Origin of the sequence: Streptomyces sp. NBC_00576, assembly GCF_036345175.1 — a bacterium.
Classification (GTDB): domain Bacteria; phylum Actinomycetota; class Actinomycetes; order Streptomycetales; family Streptomycetaceae; genus Streptomyces.
Genome location: NZ_CP107780.1, coordinates 354,152 through 374,660 on the forward strand (window position 1 = coordinate 354,152; position 20,509 = coordinate 374,660).

General features: G+C 69.1%; 18 protein-coding genes and 1 pseudogene. 5 read left to right on the top strand and 14 right to left on the bottom strand.

Annotated features, from left to right (window positions below):
- Positions 1-75: 75 nt before the first annotated feature.
- From OG734_RS01520 to OG734_RS01535, 4 genes are all read right to left on the bottom strand, one after another.
- Entirely contained in the window at positions 76-1,383 is a 1,308-nt protein-coding gene (locus OG734_RS01520) for a DUF6348 family protein (protein WP_330285628.1), read from the bottom strand.
- 783 nt (positions 1,384-2,166) lie between these two features.
- A complete protein-coding gene (locus OG734_RS01525) occupies positions 2,167-3,300 on the bottom strand; it encodes a hypothetical protein (protein WP_330285629.1) in 1,134 nt (377 codons plus the stop codon).
- A gap of 261 nt (positions 3,301-3,561) precedes the next feature.
- Complete coding sequence (locus OG734_RS01530; protein WP_330285630.1) at positions 3,562-3,918, bottom strand: hypothetical protein; 357 nt, start codon at positions 3,916-3,918, stop codon at positions 3,562-3,564.
- Positions 3,919-4,001: 83 nt separating this feature from the next.
- Complete coding sequence (locus tag OG734_RS01535; protein WP_330285631.1) at positions 4,002-4,163, bottom strand: hypothetical protein; 162 nt, start codon at positions 4,161-4,163, stop codon at positions 4,002-4,004.
- A gap of 290 nt (positions 4,164-4,453) precedes the next feature.
- Between OG734_RS01535 and OG734_RS47835 the strand changes: the two are divergent.
- Both OG734_RS47835 and OG734_RS01540 read left to right on the top strand, forming a co-directional pair.
- Positions 4,454-4,681, top strand: a pseudogene (locus OG734_RS47835) (hypothetical protein); the annotation flags it as partial.
- Between the two features lie 95 nt (positions 4,682-4,776).
- Entirely contained in the window at positions 4,777-5,094 is a 318-nt protein-coding gene (locus tag OG734_RS01540; protein WP_330285632.1) for a hypothetical protein, read from the top strand.
- A 406-nt stretch (positions 5,095-5,500) separates the two neighbouring features.
- Here the strand turns inward: OG734_RS01540 and OG734_RS01545 are convergent, their stop codons facing one another.
- Both OG734_RS01545 and OG734_RS01550 read right to left on the bottom strand, forming a co-directional pair.
- Positions 5,501-5,839, bottom strand: a complete 339-nt coding sequence (locus tag OG734_RS01545; RefSeq protein ID WP_330285633.1) for a cupin domain-containing protein — start codon at positions 5,837-5,839, stop codon at positions 5,501-5,503.
- Positions 5,840-6,709: 870 nt separating this feature from the next.
- Complete coding sequence (locus tag OG734_RS01550) at positions 6,710-7,324, bottom strand: hypothetical protein (RefSeq protein WP_330285634.1); 615 nt, start codon at positions 7,322-7,324, stop codon at positions 6,710-6,712.
- A gap of 731 nt (positions 7,325-8,055) precedes the next feature.
- Here OG734_RS01550 and OG734_RS01555 point away from each other — a divergent pair.
- Positions 8,056-8,181, top strand: coding sequence for a cellulose binding domain-containing protein (locus OG734_RS01555; protein ID WP_330285635.1), 126 nt, complete (start codon positions 8,056-8,058; stop codon positions 8,179-8,181).
- 178 nt (positions 8,182-8,359) lie between these two features.
- Here the strand turns inward: OG734_RS01555 and OG734_RS01560 are convergent, their stop codons facing one another.
- The 8 genes from OG734_RS01560 to OG734_RS01595 form a co-directional block, all read right to left on the bottom strand.
- Complete coding sequence (locus tag OG734_RS01560; RefSeq protein WP_330285636.1) at positions 8,360-9,244, bottom strand: expansin EXLX1 family cellulose-binding protein; 885 nt, start codon at positions 9,242-9,244, stop codon at positions 8,360-8,362.
- Positions 9,245-9,538: 294 nt separating this feature from the next.
- The gene (locus OG734_RS01565; protein WP_330285637.1) at positions 9,539-11,305 is read right to left on the bottom strand and encodes an alpha-L-fucosidase; all 1,767 of its coding nucleotides are present in this window, start codon (positions 11,303-11,305) and stop codon (positions 9,539-9,541) included.
- Between the two features lie 345 nt (positions 11,306-11,650).
- Positions 11,651-12,559, bottom strand: coding sequence for an amidohydrolase family protein (locus OG734_RS01570; RefSeq protein WP_330285638.1), 909 nt, complete (start codon positions 12,557-12,559; stop codon positions 11,651-11,653).
- Entirely contained in the window at positions 12,556-12,867 is a 312-nt protein-coding gene (locus OG734_RS01575) for an L-rhamnose mutarotase (RefSeq protein WP_330285639.1), read from the bottom strand. Before OG734_RS01575 ends, OG734_RS01570 begins: the two co-directional genes overlap by 4 nt.
- A 58-nt stretch (positions 12,868-12,925) precedes the next feature.
- Positions 12,926-13,909 (bottom strand): aldo/keto reductase, encoded by a 984-nt coding sequence (locus tag OG734_RS01580; protein WP_330285640.1) that lies wholly within the window; start codon positions 13,907-13,909, stop codon positions 12,926-12,928.
- A complete protein-coding gene (locus OG734_RS01585) occupies positions 13,906-14,664 on the bottom strand; it encodes an SDR family NAD(P)-dependent oxidoreductase (RefSeq protein WP_330285641.1) in 759 nt (252 codons plus the stop codon). The genes OG734_RS01580 and OG734_RS01585 overlap by 4 nt, the downstream gene beginning before the upstream one ends.
- On the bottom strand, positions 14,661-15,998 hold the full coding sequence (locus OG734_RS01590; protein WP_330285642.1) for an L-fuconate dehydratase: 1,338 nt from the start codon (positions 15,996-15,998) through the stop codon (positions 14,661-14,663). Before OG734_RS01590 ends, OG734_RS01585 begins: the two co-directional genes overlap by 4 nt.
- Before the next feature lie 14 nt (positions 15,999-16,012).
- Positions 16,013-16,864: a fumarylacetoacetate hydrolase family protein gene (locus tag OG734_RS01595; protein WP_330285643.1), complete on the bottom strand. Its 852-nt coding sequence runs from the start codon at positions 16,862-16,864 to the stop codon at positions 16,013-16,015.
- An 855-nt stretch (positions 16,865-17,719) separates the two neighbouring features.
- Between OG734_RS01595 and OG734_RS01600 the strand changes: the two genes are divergently transcribed.
- Both OG734_RS01600 and OG734_RS01605 read left to right on the top strand, forming a co-directional pair.
- Complete coding sequence (locus OG734_RS01600) at positions 17,720-18,769, top strand: sugar ABC transporter substrate-binding protein (protein WP_330285644.1); 1,050 nt, start codon at positions 17,720-17,722, stop codon at positions 18,767-18,769.
- Between the two features lie 130 nt (positions 18,770-18,899).
- Positions 18,900-20,507 carry a sugar ABC transporter ATP-binding protein gene (locus OG734_RS01605; protein WP_330285645.1) on the top strand — a complete coding sequence of 536 codons (1,608 nt, stop codon included), beginning with the start codon at positions 18,900-18,902 and terminating at the stop codon, positions 20,505-20,507.
- Positions 20,508-20,509 lie beyond the last annotated feature (2 nt).

Consider the following 20,509-nt stretch of genomic DNA (forward strand, 5'->3'; position numbering starts at 1 on the left):
TGCCTGTCAAGCGCCCAACGCCAGTCCTACTCGGTCGAGCTCCGCGCCCTCGGGCCCGCTTCCCCTGCCAGCACCTCAGCTTGACGGCGAGCGGGGAAAGCGGTCGCCTATGACGAAGGCAGCGGGCCAGGTCTCGGTCAACACCTTGCTGAGCAGGGGGTCGCTGGACTCCAGAACCTCGCTGCGGCGGACCGAGCCGTCCTCGTTGATCCGTTGGCCGCCGAGGACGACGGGGGCGCGCAGGACGTCCTCGCCCCAAGGGCCGATGGCGTTGCACAGCAGGCCCTCGAAGCAGTGGCCGGCCAGGTTGTCGTTGCGGACCCGCTCCACGAAGTCGTCGATCACGGCAGCCTGGAGGTAGACCCAGGCGAGGTAGACCACCGTGCTTCCATCGTCCAGACGGATCGGGAGGCGGACCTTGAGGAAGTTGCCGACGCCCTCTGCGATGATGATCGCGCCCGTGTCAGACTTAACGCGGCGCCCGCGCTCCTCCTCTGAGAGCTCGGCGACCAGGTGGGGCAGGGCTAGGTCGAAGCCGGGGTGCTCCGGGTCGAGGTGGCCGCCGCAGTCGCAGACGGCGCCGTGGGTGTGGGCGTTGGCTTGCACCGAGGCAGGAACGAGATCGAGCCGGGCCGTCGGGTAGCTCGGCTCGCGGCCGCCCGCCGATACCGGAAGCAGCAGCGCGTAGAACCGCACTGCCGTGAATGTCGTTGGCTCGGGTAGTCCGAGCGCCGTCATCGCTGCCGAAGCGGCCTCGTGGCGCTCACCGTTGACGCAGATCTCGGCCTGCATTGCGCCTGGGCGACCGCCGTAGAAGACCTTGACGCCGTTGAAGAAGGGCGATTCCAGGTCCGCAGTGAACGAGCCCGCGATCTGGTGCAGCACGTTCGCTTCCAGCAGCGCGCCCTGCAGCCGCCGGTTCTCGTCGGCGTCGCTTCCGAGACCGACCGCACCCGACGTGATCACGTGCCAGCCGGGCACGCCGCGCTCGTCGTCGGGGCCCGCGTGGTCCGCGAAGTGATCGCGGCGGTCGAGGAGTTCCAGCAGGCAGGCGCCCGCTGTCTGCACCCACGTGTTCGCCGCGTCCTGCGGATCAGCGGACATCGACACGACGCAGTCCATGAAGCATGGTACGTCCGGCTGGAGACCGACGTCCGGCAGCGCGACGAGGTCGTAGTGGTGGCCGCCCCCGTGGTGCGGCGGGGCTACGGCCACGGCCCAACCATGCGGGCTGATCAACGAGTTGCCCTTGAGTTGGGCGCCCTGCGTCACTCCGGGCGCGAACTCTTCGAGCCCGGCCCTGACCAGGGCGAGGAACTCCAGGTCGGGCAGCCGCTTCGCCGACTGCTCCTCTTTGCGCGTATGACGTCGTATCCAGGACACCCGTGGATGGTACTGAGCCCGGCCGACCGGACAGTGCTCGGGCTTGGGGCCCGGAGGTCCCGGGCACCTGGGACGCAGAGATGTTCAGATCGTGTCCGATCGGATGCCGACTTGTTGGTCCTCTGGCTGAAGGAGGGTTAGCTGATCCTGGCGCCCCCGGGAGTGGCAGCGACCGGGTTTCTGGGAGGACTGCTTCGATCACGTGCCGGACGCGGTTGCCGACTATGACCGGCTGAAGGCCTGGGTCATCGCGGAGGCGTGATCGCCTGACCAAGGGCGGCGACCCCGTCTTCTCCTCGGTCGGTTCGGGCTCGCAGGCGCAGGTCGTATGGCCGTCGTGCCCGGCGAACCCTGCCACCAGACCCTAGGGGAATCGACCGCGCGAACTGTTCGCCCTCACCGGCCGCATCTTCCGGAAGGTCCGCGTGTCAAGCGAGTCCGGTGCGCGACTGGAGAGCGTCCTCGATCTCACCTTGAGACCCGGACGCGCGACGTAGCTGCCGGGCCCCGGAACGGGTCCGCGGGGCCCGCCACATCGTGGGGCGGCGCTTCGGCACCCACGGCGTCCTCACCGGTCGCTGACCCGGGGACCGGGAATGGAAGGAGCCGCCCCCCATAGCTTGGGTTCCATAGGTCGTTGCAACACCAGTCCTCAGGGATGTCGCAATGACCAAGCCGCCTCGGAACGGCGGATTCCCGCGGAACAAGGACACTCGTTCGAAGCCACCCGTGACGCCGCCGAGGCCGCTTCGCCGACTCCCGCCGCCCTGTGGCAGGGACGGTTCAGCGAGTCGAACGCTGGATCAGCTCGTACTGGGCGGAGGTGGACTCTCCGGTGATCAGTCCATAGAGGCCGACGGACCAGAACTGTCCGGTGCGGCCGGTGGGCGCGAGGGCCTCGATGTCGTACGCCTGGGTTTGGCCGCCGGGGACGGCGTCACCCTCGACGGAGGTCCATCTGCCGTCGCGCAGGCGCCAGTAGAGGGCGGTGCCCTCGTAGCCGTAGGGGTCGCCCGAGACCCAGACGGTGCCCTTGCCGTCGCCGGTGATGGCCTTGGCCCACAGCCCGCCGACCGGCCCGGTGACGTCGCGCCATGTGCGGCCGTTCCAGTGGAGCACCTTCGTCTGCTGCGGTTCGTCCTCGACGTACGGGGTGAAAGCGGTGACCCAGACGCTGCGGGCGGACTCCTGGTACACGGCCGTGATCCCGAGATCGCTGCCGGCCGGCGCGGTGTCGGTCCACGAACGGCCGTCCCAGTGCAGGAGCACGGACCGGCCCGGCTGGCCGGCATGCGCGAACTGCCCGACCGCCCAGGCATCGTGAGCGGTCCGCGCTTCGATGGCGTTGATGAAGACGCCGCTGGGGAGGGGTGTGCTCTGCCAGACGCCGTGGGCGTAGGAGTTGATCGCGGTGCCGCTCACCAGCCAGGCTTTACCGGGGACCGCGGCGAGCTTCGCGAAGCCGTAGCCCTTCTCCTCAGGCAGCGGCGTCTGCGTCCACCGCTTGCCGTCGAAATGGCCCAGGGTCTCGCCCTGCTGGTCCCAGCCGTACGCCCAGACGTCGTGCGCGGACACCCCGTCCACGGCGTGCCACACGCCGGTCTCCGGCACGCCGGGGGTGGACTGCTGCTGCCAGGATCTGCCGTTCCAGCGCAGGATGACGCCCTGGCCGACGCCATCGACGTACTGGGCTCCGACCGCCCAGGCGGCGTCCGGACCGACCGACGCGATGTCGAAGAGCGCGGAGTTGTTCGAGAGCGTCCCCGCCAGCGAGGTACGCCAGGCCGGGGCCTGACCCGGGGCCGACGCGGCAGGAGCCGCACTGTCCGCCGCTGAGACTGCGGCTGGGGCGACGGTCACCGTAGCTGCCGTGAGCGCCGCGACGATCGCGATCTTGAGGTACATGCCTGTCTTCATGACTGCTCCCCGTTGTCTACGGGGGTGCTGCGTGGGTCCTGCACGTTCGCCCCCCGTTCTTGTTTGCTCACTATGAGACCCTTCGCCCCGCCGGATGGTTGTGCCGACAGCAGCGCGAAGCACGGACAACGGCATGGGACCGTATTTCCGCTCCGCCTCAAGGCGCGCTCGGTCTGGATCCGCCGGCATGGCTTTCCCGGACTGGCCCTCTGGAACGAGTGCGCCGCGTCGAGGCGGCGTCGGTAGCGGCATTGCGGTCGATCAGATCCGGGGCGAACACCTCGTCCGCCCGACGACGTCGCCCGTGTCGTAAAGCTCCAACTCGCGGGCGGCGGCCCGCAAGGCGGTGGTCGTGGCAGAGCGCGCCATCTCGCTTGCGGTGTTGGCCGTATTGATGTTCGGCGTGGGTGCGGGGAAATCGAGCCCGGCCAGTGCCTCGAGGGCCTCGTCGGTGGCTTCCGTGGGGATGTGCAGTGCCAGTTCGCGGCTGAAGTCCCGGGCGACGAGGATGCGTTGACCAGGTTCGGCGAGGACGGCATCAGGATGCCTACGCCGGCGCACCATCCTGCGCAGCACATTTCTGGCCACGTCATGGGCGTCCTGCGCGGCGTGGCCCACGAGGGCCTGGATGAACGGGATCAGGGCGACGCTGACCGTGATCGTGGTCAGCGCCGTCGTCCAGTCGGCGGCCTCCGCCGACCTCAGGTACGCAACTGCTTCTGCCCGCGGTGCAACTCGGCCATGCCGTCAGCGTCGCCGCACAGGAACGCCACGTCTCCCGCCCCGAACAGGGTGCGCCTCAGCAGGTTCTCCCCGCGCGTCTCCTGCGTCTCGGCTTCCTTCGCCCTGCGCACCGCGCGCATCGCGGCTTCGAGGGCCTGCTCGCGCCGGCCACGGCCTCACGGTCCGGTATCTCGCTGTCGCCCGCTGAAGAAGTGGTCATCATCCGTGCCTCCGTGTACTCATCGCCCGGGGCTGGCTCAACAGGCCCGATGGCCCCTATGCCCTGACGCGGCACCAGCAAAGCGCCCCGCCACCTCCCGCCGTACTTCCGAGGGCGGCTGAGCAAAGACTCAGCCTGGGGTACCGGAACGTGATCGTTTCACAGACTTGCCGAGGGGGCTGTGCCCACAAGCCTGGCTGGGTGCTTCACCAGCGCGTCTTCGAGCGCTTCACCCGCCTCGACGACGCCCGCACCCGCGACGCCGGCGGCTCCGGCCTCGGCCCGGCCATCGCATCACCACCGCTCACGACGGCACCGTCACCGCGGTCGCAACCACACTCATGGGTGACTCTCCGTCACCGATACCGCGCCGGATATCGCCGAAGTGCGGCGCCGGCTGCCATCTGCTGGTCACACCAGGTGATCAGCAGCCGATGACGCCGTCAGCGTGACATACGGCAGCGGCCGCAACCGAAGCGACCCTTGCGGACCTCTGGACCTGTAATCCGCAATTCACCGGCGAGGAGACAGAAATGACCCCCTGGAGCAACGAGAGCCTCAGCACGTGCGCCGTCGTCGACCCGTACGCCGCACATCCCGGTGACAATGCCTGGCCAACTTTTGCCGAGCCTTGCGATGACCTCGACTACTTCCTGCCGCCGCCCAACCCCGCCGACCGCCTCAACTACGTCCTCAGCCCCCACGACGAGCAACGCCTCGCCCTGAACGCGGCACTCACCGTCGCCGGCATCCCCCCGATGCCCGGAGACCGTGCCGTCATCGACCAGCTCAGCGCCCTGCCGGCAGACGTCAACAACACCCTCCAGCGCTGGCTGCACCACGCCCAATGAGATCGGGCCTCGGCGGCCTCAAGATCGACGACCGAGTTCGTGGCCCCTCGGGGTGCCCCAGCTCACACGCTCGTGGTGCCAACGGTGGAACATCCAGGGGTGGTTGACGGTTCATCTGTATGTGGCTGCGGAGGGGACAGCGTCCCCGGGCCTCACCTACAGCCCATGGGGACGATCGTCCGGCTGAAGCCCCATGGAGCCCACCGCCGCGAGGCGACCGCCCTCCGCACGCCACCACCTACCGCCCCGGCTGGTCTCCCCCGTCCAGCCGGGGCTTCATGCTGCCTGGTGTGCGCAACTCCAACTGGCCCTGATACGAGAGGTGTTGGCCGAAGGCTCCAGGACAGGAGCGACGAGGCCGTTACCTTCGAGTTGCCCGCAATGCGACGCGGACTCGGCACACGCTCTACGGCCGGTAGCGGATCTCCAACATCACGCAGCCTCCGGTTGTCCGGTACGGGCCGTGTTCCATGCCCGGGGGCCGGGCAGCGAAGTCTCCGGCACGGAACGTCTGATCCAGGGTCAGGTCATGCAGGTCGCCTTCGAGCAGATAGACCTCCTCGACCCACTCGTGCCGGATCACCCCGGAGAGCGAGGTGTCGAGCCCTGGCTCCCAGCGCACCAGCCGGGTCAGCACCCCCGGATCAGCATCGTCCCTGCTCAGAATCCTCTCGGCGGTCCCAGACTGCGGCCCGGTGCACCACTGCACAGCGTCCGGTGAAAAGAATTCCCGCTCGTTCTTCATGACAGTGACCTTCCGTGAACAGTTACTGACCTTTTCGGGTTGCCTTCGGGTGGTGACGTTGGGTGATCCCTGCGGTATGCCGGTGTTATGCGGTACGCGGATGGTGGGGGCCTGACTGCTGGGCGGCGGGCCGTGCGTGACATCGTCGGCTTGTACTGCAGGTAGCCGGTCCGCCGGAGAGGCGCGGGAACAGAAGGAGCGCGACACTCCGGTCTTGCCGACAACGACCGGCACCTGGCCGTGCAGCGCGACACCGAGCGCGCGGCCGCCTGGCCGGCACTGCGCCGCTCGGCATCACCTACCCCCGGCCCTCCGACGGCGAACACTGGTGGATCGACGAACTGATCACACCGACGGGGCCTGCGAACCGTGTTCCGCGCGACGATCCACGCGGCGTGTACCTGATCAGGTAGGGGGCTTCCGGACCCGAGCGCGCCAGGTTGGTCCAGGTAGGCCAAGCGCCTCAGGGTCTTGTAGTTGTTGGCGAACACGTTCGTGTCGGCCTTGGCCGGGGGACTCCGGTCGAGGCCGCGCCGAGGCGCCGGTGGAGACCAGGGAGTCAGGCTAGGAGGTCTACCGGCAGACCCGTGCGATGCACGCACGCAGAGAGAGGCCGTGTTCCCGGAGATCACCGTCGGGACAGCTGCCCAACTGGCCCGATCAAGGCGCTCATGCCTGTGGTGGGCTGCCTACGGACTGAGCGGTCGCAGGTACCGACCCAATGTGCTGCGGGTCCCGGGTGCGGCCTCCTGTGGTGAGTTCGTGTCCGGCGTGTCCGGCGATGACGTTCAGGGAGGCCATCACGGCATAGGAGCTGAGCAGATCGCCCGGCTCGAACTATTCGACAAGCCCGCCTGCGAACGCGAAAGCTCAGGCCTGCCGGGAAGGCCTTCGGCCTGCCTCGGCCGACTCGTTCCTCACCCGGACCCGATCGATGGACCACACGCCCAGCCCCACCACTACGGCCCCTCCGGCCGCGTAGACCGGCAGCCACAGGGTCGTAGTGGCGGACAGGCAGTCGGCAACCGCGTCATGGCTGTGGATGTCCTGTGCCTGAGCCAAGGCTGCAGCGTCACGACCAGCCAGGTTAGCCAGCGCTGCCTCCGTTCGGATGCTCTCGTAGGTACCCAGCGCGGGGCACCTGTCACGGGTGCCTGGCATCGGAAACAGCCACGCCCAGCGCTGCAGCATGGGAGCCACCGCAATCGCTGCGCACAGCCCGACGACCAGCGAATACGCCGTCAGATTCCGCATGTACGTGGACCGGAGGCCGGACGTCCACGTCGGCAATCGGTAGAAGGAGAAGATCACCGCAAGAAGCGTCGCCCCGATGTACGTGGCGAACCACTGCCACGAACCCTGCGTGAGCGCGAACGTCAGCACGGCAGCGAGGCCAATGCCGATGACCCCCGCCTGACCGGGAGCATCACGGCCCCCGCCGGTGGATGCCGTGCTCCGGGCTCCTTGCGGGCTGGGATCAACCACGCGCTCTCTCCTGCCTAGTCCGAGCACCAGCATCCAGGCGCACAGCACCGTCAGCCCGCAGCCATGCCGGACCCGCCCGAAAGCCTGGCCCGGTTGGCGGCTCTTCCGCCTTCCCGCGTTTGTCTCCTCTGCCCGGTCAGCCCAGTGGGCGTATCGAAGTCACGCCCCACGTAACCTCTTCCTGTGTCTGCACCCCGCCTGTACCGCGTCGCCGTCCTTCTGGCGGCTATCAGGCGGACCCGCGTGGGGACGAAGAGCGGAGTGTTCGAGGAACCCCAACAACCTCACGACAACGCCGTACATCGGGCACTCCCTCTACAAAGACGCCGACAGTCGAGGAGTTGAAGGCAGCCTCGGCGGTGCCGGTGTTCAACGCGCGCCGCCTGTCGTGACCGGCACTTCTGGGCTCTGGCCCCATGAACAGCCACCGACGGACACCACCAGCTCAGAGCCCGCCGCAGCGGCGAGCGCGGCAATGTCGTGGGCGCGTCGACAGCCCCACTCGGACCGTCCGTCGGCGTGTACTCGACCGCGGTCGCGCGGGATCCTCCGGGATCCGTCCCTCGGCCCTGCCGAGCGGGACCGACCCCGGCGGTCACGCATCCCCTCAGCAGGTCACGACAGCGGCGGGTAGGCGTTCCGCGTCAACTGCTCGAACCAGGCGGCGAACCAGTGTCCGGCCAGCGGCGCGAACCTGTCCGGTTCCTCAGAACGCGGTCGCAGCGAGCAACGTGTCCCACAACGTAGACATGGCGGCCGACGGCCAGGCGACCTTCGGGTTCCAGGGCGCCTCCAGCGGCGCCTTCGCCAAGCCCACCGCCTTCAACCTGAACGGCACTGCCTGCACCACCGTCTGACCCACAATTCACCTTCCGGGGCCCGCCTGACTCCTGCACGGCGACCGGCGGCCCCCGGAGGGCTCCAACCGGCGTCCGTGCCCGCCGCCGCGTGTCGGCGCATTCCCCACAGAGCCGTGAGCCCACAGTGGGGTGCGCCGGGCGTTCCGTTCGGAGGAGCCCGCTGTGGGCGGCGGGGTCAGTGCCGTGCGAACTGGACCCCTGTCGACTGCACGACGTCCGGGCGCAGGGCCACACCGTTGATGGTCAGCCGTTCTCCGTAGATGTCGGTGATCCTTATCGCGCCGCCGCACCCGCTGCCGTCGGGAGAGAGGAAGTAGTTGTAGTCGGTGCGGGCCAGCTGACGCCAGCCGCTGCCGCTGCGGACCTCCAGCCGAGCGAGCGGGTTGCGATGGCCCATCGCCTGAATGCCGCACCAGTAGGGGCTGGACCCGTTCTTGTAGCGGATCGAGATCGTGCCCACCTTGTCGGAGCTCAACAGGCTCCAGGTGATCGCGATCCGACCGGTCGAGACGGGGACCAGTTTGGCGAAGGCCTGTTCGCTCAGGTCGAGTTGTCCTGGGGCACAGGGCAGTGGGCATTCGTTGGTGATCTTGACCGTGACGGAAGCGCCGTTCGCCGTGCGGACGAGCACGTACGCCCCGCAGGCAGCGGACGTCTCGTAGTCGGTGGTGTTCATGGCCGCGATCATCATGTCGTCGCTCGGGCCGTACGAGCAGGCACCGTCCCCTACTCCGGCCTGGTAGACCGTGGCGACTCCCTGATACGTGCCGTTGGGTCGAATCCGTCCGGCCAGGGACGACGTGGCCGGAGCCGTCCGCGGAGAGGCCGATGACGGCGCCACCGACGGGATCGCGGCAGCCTTCGGGGTCTTGGCGCCGGCCGACGGGGTCGCAGCGCTGGGCGACGGGGACGCGGACGCGGCGGACGGGGAGGCCGAGGCCGCGGACGGGGAGGCTGCGGAGGGCGTCGGCGACGTCGGCGGCACGGTCTCCTGCGCGTTGGCGACGGCCGTGGCCGGGGCCGACCCGGCATTCTCCGTGCCGTCAGATTGCATCGTCATGACCAGGCCGACGAGAAGACCTGTGACGGCAAACCCCGCGGCGCTGCCCACCATCAGCCGGCGTCTGCTCCTGCGCTGCCGCGCTGCCTGGCGTGTCTCTTGCATTTTCATCCGTTCGGGAGAGCGTGTTCGGCGTTGCACTACTCAGTGGCCACAGGTAGCGAAAAGGTTGCCGCCGATCTTCCGGCCGGGCAGCGCGGGTTCGATGCGGGTAATGCTGGGACGGGCAGAACGACTCTCGCGCGGTGCCCTGTGCCGGGGTGGCGGGCCCAGGGCGCGCCACCCCGGGGCCGCTCAGCCGACCTTGGTCATGTTCCACTGCTGCGGGGCGCCGCCGTTGGGGGTCCACTGGATCATCTGGGTCCAGTCCGCGCCGTTGTTGGCGTTGTCCAACGCCTTTCCGCTGTGTCGGTTGACGAGCCGGAACGCGCCGCCGCCCAGCGCGCTGACGGCCCACTGCTGCTGATGACTGCCGTTGTCGGTCCGCTGCACCATCACCGTGCTGTCGGAGGTGCTGTTGTTGTCGTCGAGGGCCTTGCCGCTGCGGACGCAGACCAGCTTGTAGTAGCCGTGGCCCTGGTCGGTAACCGTCCACTGCTGCGGCGTGCCACCGTTGGCGGTCCACTGGATGACCGCGGCGCCGTCGGTGCCGGTGTTGCCGTTGTCGAGAGCCTTGCCGCTCTGGGCGCAGACCAGCCGGTAGACGCCGCCTGCCAGGACGGCCGGCATGCCGTTCACCTCCACACAGACCACGGAGTCGTTCCCGTTGGGCGCTGTGCCCAGCACACTGACGTTGATCGTCCCGCCGCTGACCGAGTAGTTGAGGTTGGTGCCGGGGTTGTTCATCAGATAGACGCGGTTGATCGTGTTGTACACCGCCGGAATCTGCAGGGTGCCGCCCGTGGGCCAGTTGAAGACATGGGCGAAGAGCTTGCCGTTCTTCTTGGTGATCTTGCCCCAGGACGGCTCGGTGGCGAAGGGGCTGCCGCTGGTGCCGTGGATGCTGTCGCTGTGGGTGGCCATCCACGATGCCAGGCCGTTCAAAATGGTGACGGATCCGGCGGTCACGGCACCATCGCCCTTGGGGCCGATGTTGAGCAGGTAGTTGCCGTCCCGGGAGGTGACGGTGACCATCTCCCGGATGATGTCCTTGACGGGACGGTAGAGGTTCTCCGCCCAGTCGGTGTAGCCCCAGTTGCCGTTCATGGTGGCGCAGGTCTCCCACGGCCGGTCCATCGGCTCGGCGGGAACCGTCTGCTCCGGGGTGACGAAGTCACCGAGACCCTGGTCCCGCTTGACACGTTCGTTGACGACGAGGCCGGGCTTGCGCTGCATCAGCCAGCCGTACAGGTCCTCGCCGTCGGCCTTGGTCCACCAGTCGCACCAGTCGCCGTCGAACCACAGGATGGCCGGGTCGTAGCGGTCCAGCAGTTCCTGCAGTTGGCCCTTCATGTCGTTGATGTAGCCGGTGCGGGCCGCCGCGGAGATGGTGGAGGTCCAGTTGGCGGGATCACAGGTCTGCGAGGGGTGGTTCCAGTCCATGATCGAGTAGTAGAGCCCGAACTTGACGCCCCGGTTCGTGCACTCGGTCTTCAACTGGGCCAGCAGGTCGGGCTGGAAGCCGTTGTAGTCGTGCAGGTTGTACTGCTTGGTGCCGGTGGTGTCGGTGAAGCCCGCGACGTCGGAGTCCCACATCGCGTAGCCCTCGTGGTGCTTGGAGGTGATCACGAGGTACTTCATGCCGGCGTTCTTGGCCAGTTCGGCGATCTGGGCGGCATTGAAGCTGGACGGGTTGAACTGCTTGGTCACGTTGTTCTGCCAGTCGGCCTTGGACCAGTGGTTCTGGCTGAACTCCCACTCTCCTTTGCTGTAGTAGGAGTAGGACCCGAAGTGGATGAACATCCCGAACCGGGCCTGGTACCACCAGTCCAGCTTCGAGGAGACGTCGTAGGCCTCGGCCGTGGCGGGCCACAGGGCCTGCGGCAGACCGAACGCCACGGTACCGCCGGCGAGGGTTGCGGCCTTGAGGACGGCGCGCCGGCTGAGGGGAGCGGAGGACATCGTGCGGCTCCTGAACGGTGAAGGACACAGGGTGTCGGCAACTGCTGGTCCGCGACACCGCACGACGGCGGAGTACGGCGGCTCGTGTCCGCCGGAGCTCAACCAGCCCCCAGGGACATCGGATGTATTAACAGACACAGCCGCACTCCGCGTCCAGAGCTACGACAGGGAATTCGTGAAATCCCTGTTCAAGACCCGGTCGCTCAAGTTCGAGGAAACATGACATGGGATGTATATCGAAGGTGCCCACAACTGAAAAAGGGCACGGTGCCGTCCGCCCGGACCACACAGATGTGCCGGTCCGGAAGCAGGGGCAGGACCCGCCGCCCCTGACCCGGAAGAGGGCTATGCGCTTGGGCTTGCCTGGGGCGGGTCCGGTCGTGCGGTGACGGGCAGGTCGTAGGTCCGCACGGCCGTGCCGGTGAAGATGTCGTGGCGCTCGTCCGGGCCTAGCCCGGACGTCAACTCGCGTGCGACGTCGATCACTTCGGCGTACGTGGCGGCGAGCCGGCAGACCGGCCAGTCGGAGCCGAACATCAGCCGCCTTGGGCCGAAGGCGTCGAGCACGGTGTCTGCGTACGGCGCGAGGGCCGCGACGGTCCACGAGTCCCAGTCGGCTTCGGTGACCATGCCGGAGAGTTTGCAGACGGTGTTGGGGAGGGCGGCGAGGCGCCGGATCTGCTGTGCCCAGGGGCCGAGTTCGCCGGACGCGATGGGCGGCTTGCCCAGGTGGTCGAGGACGAAGGTGAGGCCCGGCAGGCGCTCCGCGGCCTCGACCGCCGCCGCAAGTTGGTGGGGCTTCACCACGAGGTCGTGGACGAGTCCCGCGTCGGCGAGCGCGGAGAGGCCGCGCAGTACGTCGGGGCGTACGAGCCAGCGCGGGTCCGGCTCGCCCTGAACCTGGTGACGGATGCCCACCAGGTGCTCTCCTCCATGGCCCGCGCGCAGCTTCGCGAGGGTGTCGGAGATATCGGGGGCGGTCAGGTCGGTCCAGCCGACGACCCCGGCGACCAGGTCGCTGTCGGCGGCCAGGGCCAGGAACTCCGGGGTCTCCTCCGGCACGGTGATCGTCTGCACCAGCACCGTGGCGGTCACACCGGCCGCACGGGCCTCCGGTGCCAGGTCGGCGAGGGTGAAGTCGCGTCGTAGCGGCGCGAGTTCGTCCCCGCTGATCCAGTCCTGGTCGCGGACGGACAGGTCCCACACATGGTGGTGGGCGTCGACGATGCCAGGCCCGGCCTCCGCACCGGTCACAGTTCCCACACCACCGGCAGCGAGGCGTCCGCGCCCTGCGCGGAGTAGTCGTGGACGACATCGAGCAGGTCGGCCATCCGGGCCTGCCAGGCGATGTTGACGGGCAGCTTGTCGAGTTCGGCGATCATCGCCTGGTAGTCCTCGACCTCCAGCACATGGAACAGGTCCGTGCCGCTGCGCCAGATCGTCCACTCACTCACCCCCGCGGCGCGGATCGCGGCGGTGAGTTCCTCGGGCACCTCCCGGTGTGCGGCCTCGTACTCCTCGATGCGGTCCGCGCGGACCCTGGTGTGCAGGGCAACCTTCATGACGGCTCCTTCGACGGCATGGCTTCCCCGATCGGCATGGTTTCCCCGATCAGGGTGACTACGGAACAGGCGTGTCCGGGTCCAGCAGGCCCTCGGCGCGCAGCTCGTCCCACAGGGCGTCCGGAATCGGGCGCCGCAGCTGCTCCACCGTGTCCCGCACCTCCTGGGGGGAGCGCGCGCCGGTCAGGACGCTCGCGACCGCCGAATGGCCGAACGGGAAGCGCAGCGCGGCGGCCCGCAGCGGCACGTCGTGGCGTTCGCAGACCGCGAGGAGCCGCAGCGCCCGGTCGAGGACCGGCTGCGGAACGGGTGCGTAGTCGTACGTGGCGCCGGGCCGGGGGGCCGTCAGCAGCCCGGAGTTGAACACCCCGCCGATGATCACGCTCCGGCCGCGGGCGGCCGCCTCCGGGAGCAGTTCGGCGAGCGAGTCCTGCTCCAGGAGGGTGTAGCGGCCGGCCAGCAGCACCACGTCGATGTCCGTCTCGCGCAGGAACCGGGCGGGCAGGGCGGACTGGTTCATCCCGACGCCGATCGCTCCGATCACGCCTTCGGCGCGCAGCCGCTCCAGCGCCGGGTACGCCTCGCGCAACGCCTGGTCGGCGTGGTCGTCGGGGTCGTGCAGCAGGGCCACGTCGACGCGGTCGAGGCCGAGGCGTTCCAGGCTGGCCTCCAGGGAGCGCAGTACTCCGTCGGCGCTGAAGTCCCAGACCCTGCGGTGGGTGGCCGGGACGGCGAAGCCGTTGGCGAGGTCGTCGCCTGCGCCGCCCTCCGGGTCCGGCACGAGAAGCCGGCCCACCTTGGTGGAGAGGGTGTAGGTGTCCCGCGGGCGATGGCGCAGCGCGGCGCCGAGCCGCCGTTCCGACAGGCCGAGACCGTAGTGGGGCGCGGTGTCGAAGGTGCGGACGCCGGCGTCCCAGGCCGCCTCCACCGTGGCGTGGGCGACCTCGTCGGCGACCGGGTCGAAAAGGTTCCCGAGGGCGGCACAGCCCAGCGCCAGTTCCGAGACCGGTACCGCACTGCCGCCCAGCACGGTGGTTCTCACGACCGCTCCACCGGGCGAAGCCGCAGCCCCTGCATCCCGCCGTCCACCGCGAGCGCGGTGCCGGTGACGGACGCCGCGGCGGGACTCGCCAGGTAGACGATGGCGGCCGCCACCTCGTCGGCGGTGACCAGGCGCCCCAGGGGCTGGCGGGCGTTGAGGGCGGCGCGCTCGGCCTCGGGGTCGTCAGCGGCGTCGAGGAGCCGGCCGACCCAGGGGGTGTCGGCGGTGCCGGGGTTGACGCAGTTGACGCGGATGCCCTCGCGGACGTGGTCGGCGGCCATGGCGAGGGTCAGTGAGAGGACCGCGCCCTTGCTGGCGCAGTACAGGGCACGCTGCGGCAGGCCCGCGGTAGCGCCTATCGAGCAGGTGTTGACGACCGCCGCGTGGGACGAGCGCCGCAGATGGGGCAGGGCGGCACGGGTCGTGCGCACCATGCCGAGGACGTTGACGTCCAGGACCCGGTGCCACTGCTCGTCCGGGTTGTCCTCGACGGTGCCCACCGCGCCGATGCCGGCGTTGTTCACGAGGATGTCCAGGCCCCCGAGCCGCTCGGCGGCCTGTTCCACGGCGGCGCGCACCGAGGCGTCGTCCGTGACGTCGGCCTTGAGGCCGAGCAGCGGTTCGGTCGCACCGGCGGGATCAAGGTCGAGGACGGCCACGGCCGCGCCCTGCGCCGCCAGTGCGCGGGCCGTGGCGAGCCCGATACCGGAAGCTCCTCCGGTGACGACGGCCCTGAGCCCTGACAGACCGGTCATGCCACGTCCTCCTGATCGGCGCGGTCGGCGACCCAGAACATGCCGTCCGGGTAACGGTATTCGGCGATGGACTCCTCCCGCATGGTGGCGGAGAAACCTGGCGCGAGCGGCGCGGTGTAGTGGCCGTCACGCATCACCACGGGGGCGATGAAGTGCTCGTGGAGGTGGTCGACGAACTCGATGACGCGGTTCTCGGTCGTGCCGGACAGCGCCAGGTAGTCGAACATCGACAGGTGCTGCACCAGTTCGCACAGGCCCACGCCACCGGCGTGCGGGCACACCGGCACCCCGAACTTCGCGGCGAGGAGCAGGATCGCGAGGTTCTCGTTGACCCCGCCGACCCGGGCCGCGTCGATCTGGAGCACATCGATGGCGTCGGCCTGGAGGAGCTGCTTGAAGACGATGCGGTTCTGCACGTGCTCGCCGGTGGCGACCTTCACCGGGGCGACCGCCCGACGCACGGAGGCGTGTCCGAGGATGTCGTCGGGGCTGGTGGGCTCCTCGATCCAGTACGGGGCGAACTCGGCGAGCGCGTTGGTCCATTCGATCGCCTCGTCCACGTTCCAGCGCTGGTTGGCGTCGATGGCGATGCGGATGCCGGCCCCGACCGCCTCGCGGGCGGTGCGCAGCCGGCGGATGTCGTCGTGCAGGTCGGCGCCGACCTTGAGCTTGATCTGGGTGAAGCCGTCGGCGACGGCCTGCTTGGCCAGCCGGGTGAGCTTGTCGTCGGAGTAGCCGAGCCAGCCCGGAGAGGTGGTGTAACCCGGGTAGCCGCGCTCCAGCAGAGCCGCCTCACGTTCCGCGAGCCCCGTCCGGCCCTCGCGCAGCAGCCCCAGGGCCTCCTCGGGGGTGAGGGCGTCGGCGATGTACCGGAAGTCGACCTGGGACACCAGCCACTCCGGCGAGGCGTGGGCGAGCAGCTGCCACAGCGGCTGCCCGGCGCGCTTGGCGGCGAGGTCCCACACGGCGTTGACCACGGCGCCGATCGCCATGTGCATCACGCCCTTCTCGGGGCCGAGCCAGCGCAGCTGGCTGTCCCCGATCAGGTCGCGGCTGACCGAGCCCGGGTCGGTGCACAGCTCTTCCACCGAGCGGCCCACGAGATGGGGCCGCAGGGCGCCGATGGCGGCGACCTGGACATCGTTGCCGCGGCCGATGGTGAAGGTGAAGCCGTGGCCCTCGTGGCCGTCACCGGCGTCGGTGCGCAGCACGACATAGGCGGCGGAGTAGTCGGGGTCCGGGTTCATCGCGTCGGAGCCGTCCAGTTCCCGCGAGGTGGGGAAGCGGACGTCGTAGGTGTCGACGGCGGTGATCCGGGCGGAGGTGGTAGTCAAGACGGTGCTGCCTTTCACGCTTGGGCGAAGGTCTGGCGCTGGCTGCCGAGGCCGTCGACGGAAAGCTCGACGGTGTCGCCGGAGCGCAGGAAGGGGTTGCCGGGAAGACCCAGAGCCACACCCGCGGGCGTACCGGTGTTGATCACGTCTCCCGGTTCCAGAACCATGTACTGGCTCAGGTACGACACGATGTGATCGACCGAGAAGATCATGTTGCTGGTATGGCCGTCCTGCCGCTTCACGCCGTTGACGCTCAGATGCAGGCCGAGGTTCTGCGGGTCGCCGGCCTCGTCCGCGGTGACGAGCCACGGACCGAGCGGGTTGAAGGTCTCGCAGGACTTGCCCAGGTCCCACTGCGAGGAGTACTCCAGCTGGAACTCGCGCTCCGAGACGTCGTGGCTGATCGCATAGCCCGCGATCACGGCCCGCGCGGCCTGGGGTCCTTCGAGGTAGCGGGCCCGGCGTCCGATGACGACCGCCAGCTCGACCTCCCAGTCGGTCTTCACGGAGCCTCGCGGGATCAGCACCTCGTCGTACGGGCCGACGACTGTGCCGGGATCCTTCATGAAGACCACGGGGCGGGGCGGGATCGCGGCGCCTGTCTCGGCGGCGTGGTCACGGTAGTTCAACCCGACACAGATGACCTTGCCGGGGCGCGTCACGGGTGCGCCGATCCGCAGGCCGTCCTGGTCGAGCTCGGTCAGCTCTCCCGCCGTCACGGCCGCGCGGGCCCGGTCCACTCCTCCGGAGGCGAGGAAGACGCCGTCGATGTCCGGGGTCACGGAGGACAGGTCCAGCAGCCGGCCGTCGTCGGTACGGACGGCGGGCCGCTCCTGTCCGGGGTCTCCGACTCGTAGCAGTTTCACTGGGGCTCCCTTTGCCATGCGGGTTTCGTCTGAGTGGTGGCCGGCCGTAGGGCTGGGCCGCCTGCGGTGCGCCGGGCCGGACCTGCAGACGGGTTTCGCTCATCCACATGGCCAGTCATCGGGTGTATGGCGGCACAGTGACCCTAGATCCGGAGATCGCGCCTGACAATGGATTCCTCGGATGTATTTTTTCGATGTTGCCGGCCGAGCGCCCAGAAGGCCGGATTCGCCCTGGTTATACATAGCCACAAGGCCGACACGCGAGCCACCATCCGATGAATCCGGAGAGAGTCACAGGGCCTCCTCCTCCAGTGAGAGCGAGGCCGGCAGGCATGCCACCGGCCTGCCCGAGGGGAAATTCGGCCCCTCCGGGGGCCCGTCACTGCCCCGCTCCCACCGCCCCAGGCGACCCCGTTGTCGAATTGTGAGCTGCCGCAACACATCGCCCGTCGTGCACGAAGACGGAAAATCCGCAGGTCACATGCCATGTCAGCGCACAGAACCGAGCTCGGGACGACGTATCGACGCCCTTCGGCATGCTGTCCCGCAAATCTCTCGCCGCTAACCCTTGTCAATGTCAGCAACGTCGTCGTAACGTCCTGGACGTCCGGGATACATCGGAGGAATGGATGCACCATCCAGCGCCCGTTCGGCTCGCATCCATGCGGTCGCTCCGCCTCCGCAATCTCGGTCCCCGGCTGACCCTCACTTCCGTCCCTCAGGGCTCGATCCACGCGTTCCGCGCCGGATCGGCAACCGCCCGTCCGGCGACCTCGCCACCTCCCCCGCAGGCAGGTACGCCCTCCCACCACCGCCCTGCGGCCCCGTGCCCCTGGCTAAGGAGAGAACAAGGCCATGAAGCTCGCTCGCACCCGATCCACCGCCGCAGCCGCCACCGCCGTCCTCGCGGTACTGGCCCTCGCCACCGCGTGCAACCGCGAAAGCACCGACTCGGCAGCCTCGGGCGGTGACAAGCCGGCCATCGGGATCGACCTGCCGCGCTCCGACTCCGACTTCTGGAACTCCTACGCGCAGTACATCGACAAGGACATCAAGTCCGACGGCATCAAGGCGCTGCCGATCAGCAACTCGCAGAACGACGTCACCAAGCTGGTCGCCAACGTGCAGGTGTTCCAGAACACCGGGGCCAAGGCCGTGGTCATGGCCCCGCAGGACACCGGGGCCGTCGCCTCCACCCTCGACACCCTCGCGTCGAAGAAGATCCCCGTGGTCAGCGTCGACACCCGGCCCGACAAGGGCGACGTGTACATGGTGGTGCGCGCCGACAACAAGGCTTACGGCACCAAGGCCTGCGAGTTCCTCGGCGAGCAGCTGGGCGGCAAGGGCAAGGTCGCCGAGTTCCAGGGCGCCCTGGACTCCATCAACGGGCGGGACCGCTCCGAGGCCTTCGCCGCCTGTATGAAGGAGAAGTTCCCGAAGATCCAGGTGTTCGAGCTGCCCACCGACTGGAAGGGCGACGTGGCCTCCGCCAAGCTGCAGAGCCTGCTCGCCCAGCACCCCGACCTGAACGGCATCTACATGCAGGCCGGAGGTGTCTTCCTGCAGCCGACCCTGGCCCTCCTCGAGCAGAAGGGCCTGCTCAAGCCCGCCGGGCAGAAGGGGCACATCTCGATCATCTCCAACGACGGCATCCCGCAGGAGTTCGACGCCATCCGCAAGGGCCAGATCGACGCCACCGTCTCCCAGCCGGCCGACCTGTACGCCAAGTACGCGCTGTACTACGCCAAGGCCGCAGCCGAGGGCAAGACCTTCGAGCCGGGAAAGACCGACCACGACTCCACCATCATCAAGCTGGCCAACGGTCTCGAAGACCAGCTGCCCGCCCCGCTGGTCACCAAGGACAACGTCGACGACAAGACGCTGTGGGGCAACAACGTCGGCTGATGACCGCACTTCCCGCCCGTCGCGTCGGGAGACGCACAGCCCCCGCGTCCCCCGACGCCCGCCCGCCGGCGCGGGCATCCCGCCCGCGCCCCTCGGCTCCAGCCTCCGTACACGAAGGACGGTATCCACCATGGCGGACACCGCGACCGCCCCGGCGACCGGACCCGGCCCTGCGGCCCCTGTGGCCGAGGCGACCGGCATCAGCAAACGATTCGGCGCGACCGTCGCGCTGCGCGACGCCCGTATCACCGTCGCCCCTGGCGAGGCGCATGCCCTGGTCGGACGCAACGGCGCCGGCAAGTCGACGCTCGTGTCCATCCTCACCGGCCTCCAGCAACCCGACACCGGAAACCTGCGTTTCGCCGGCGAGCCGGCGCCCGCCGTCGGCGACATCGACGCCTGGCGCTCCCGCGTGGCCTGCGTCTACCAGCGCTCCACCATCATCGGTGACCTGACCGTCGCCGAGAACCTCTTCCTGAACCGGCAGAGCGCCGGGGCGGCGCAGCCCATCCGGTGGAAGCAACTGCGCCGACGTGCCGAGGAACTGCTCGGCGAGTACGGCGTGGCCGTCGACGCGAGCGCGCGGGCCAGGAACCTCACCGTCGAGCAGCGGCAGTTCGTCGAGATCGCACGGGCCCTGTCGTTCGGCGCACGCTTCATCATCCTCGACGAGCCGACCGCGAAGCTCGACGCCCGCGGCATCAACCGCCTCTTCGACAAGCTCCGCGACCTCCAACGGCAGGGCGTCGCCTTCCTCTTCATCTCGCACCATCTCCAAGAGGTGTACGACCTCTGCACCACCGTCACCGTCTACCGCGACGCGGCCCACATCCTGACCGCGCCCGTCGCCGAACTCGGCCACCAGGCGCTGGTGGAGGCCATGACCGGCGAGTCGGCCTCCACGATCGCCGTCGAGCGTTCTTCGGCCTCGCCGTCCCCTTCGGAGGAGCTGCTGGCCGTCGACGGTCTGACACTGCCCGGCGTCTGCGAGGACATCTCCCTCTCGGTCCGTTCCGGCGAGGTCGTCGGGCTCGCCGGCGCCACCGCCAGCGGCAACGTGCAGGTGGGTGAGACGATCGCCGGTCTGCACCGCGCCAAGGACGGCCGGATCACCGTCGGCGGCAAGAGCGTGCGCACCGGCAGTGTGCCGTCCGCGCTCGCCGTCGGAGTCGGCCTGGTCCCCGAGGACCGCCACCTCCAGGGGCTGGTGAACAACCGCAGCGTGGCGGAGAACGCGACGCTCACCGTCACCGACCAGCTCGGTCCCTTCGGCACGGTGCTGCCCGCCCGCACCAGGGCGTTCGCCGGGCGCATGATCCGGGACCTCGACATCAAGACCCCGGGACCCGCCACCCCGGTCTCCGCCCTCTCGGGCGGCAACCAGCAGAAAGTGGTCGTCGCCCGTGCCCTGGCCACCGATCCGCATGTCCTGGTGGCCATCCGCCCCACCAACGGGGTGGACGTCAAGTCCAAGGAGTTCCTCCTGGGCCGTATCCGGCAGATCGCGGACGGCGGCAAGGCCGCGCTGATCGTCTCCGACGAACTGGACGACCTGAAGATCTGTGACCGGGTCGTCGTCATGTTCCACGGACGCGTCGTCGCCGAGTTCGACCGTGGCTGGAAAGACGAGATCGTCGTCGCCGCCATCGAGGGCGTCACCGGCGACTCGGCCTCCACAACCGCGTCCCCCGCAACCGCCGTACCCGCCTCAACCGGCGCAGACGAGCACGGAAGGTAGTC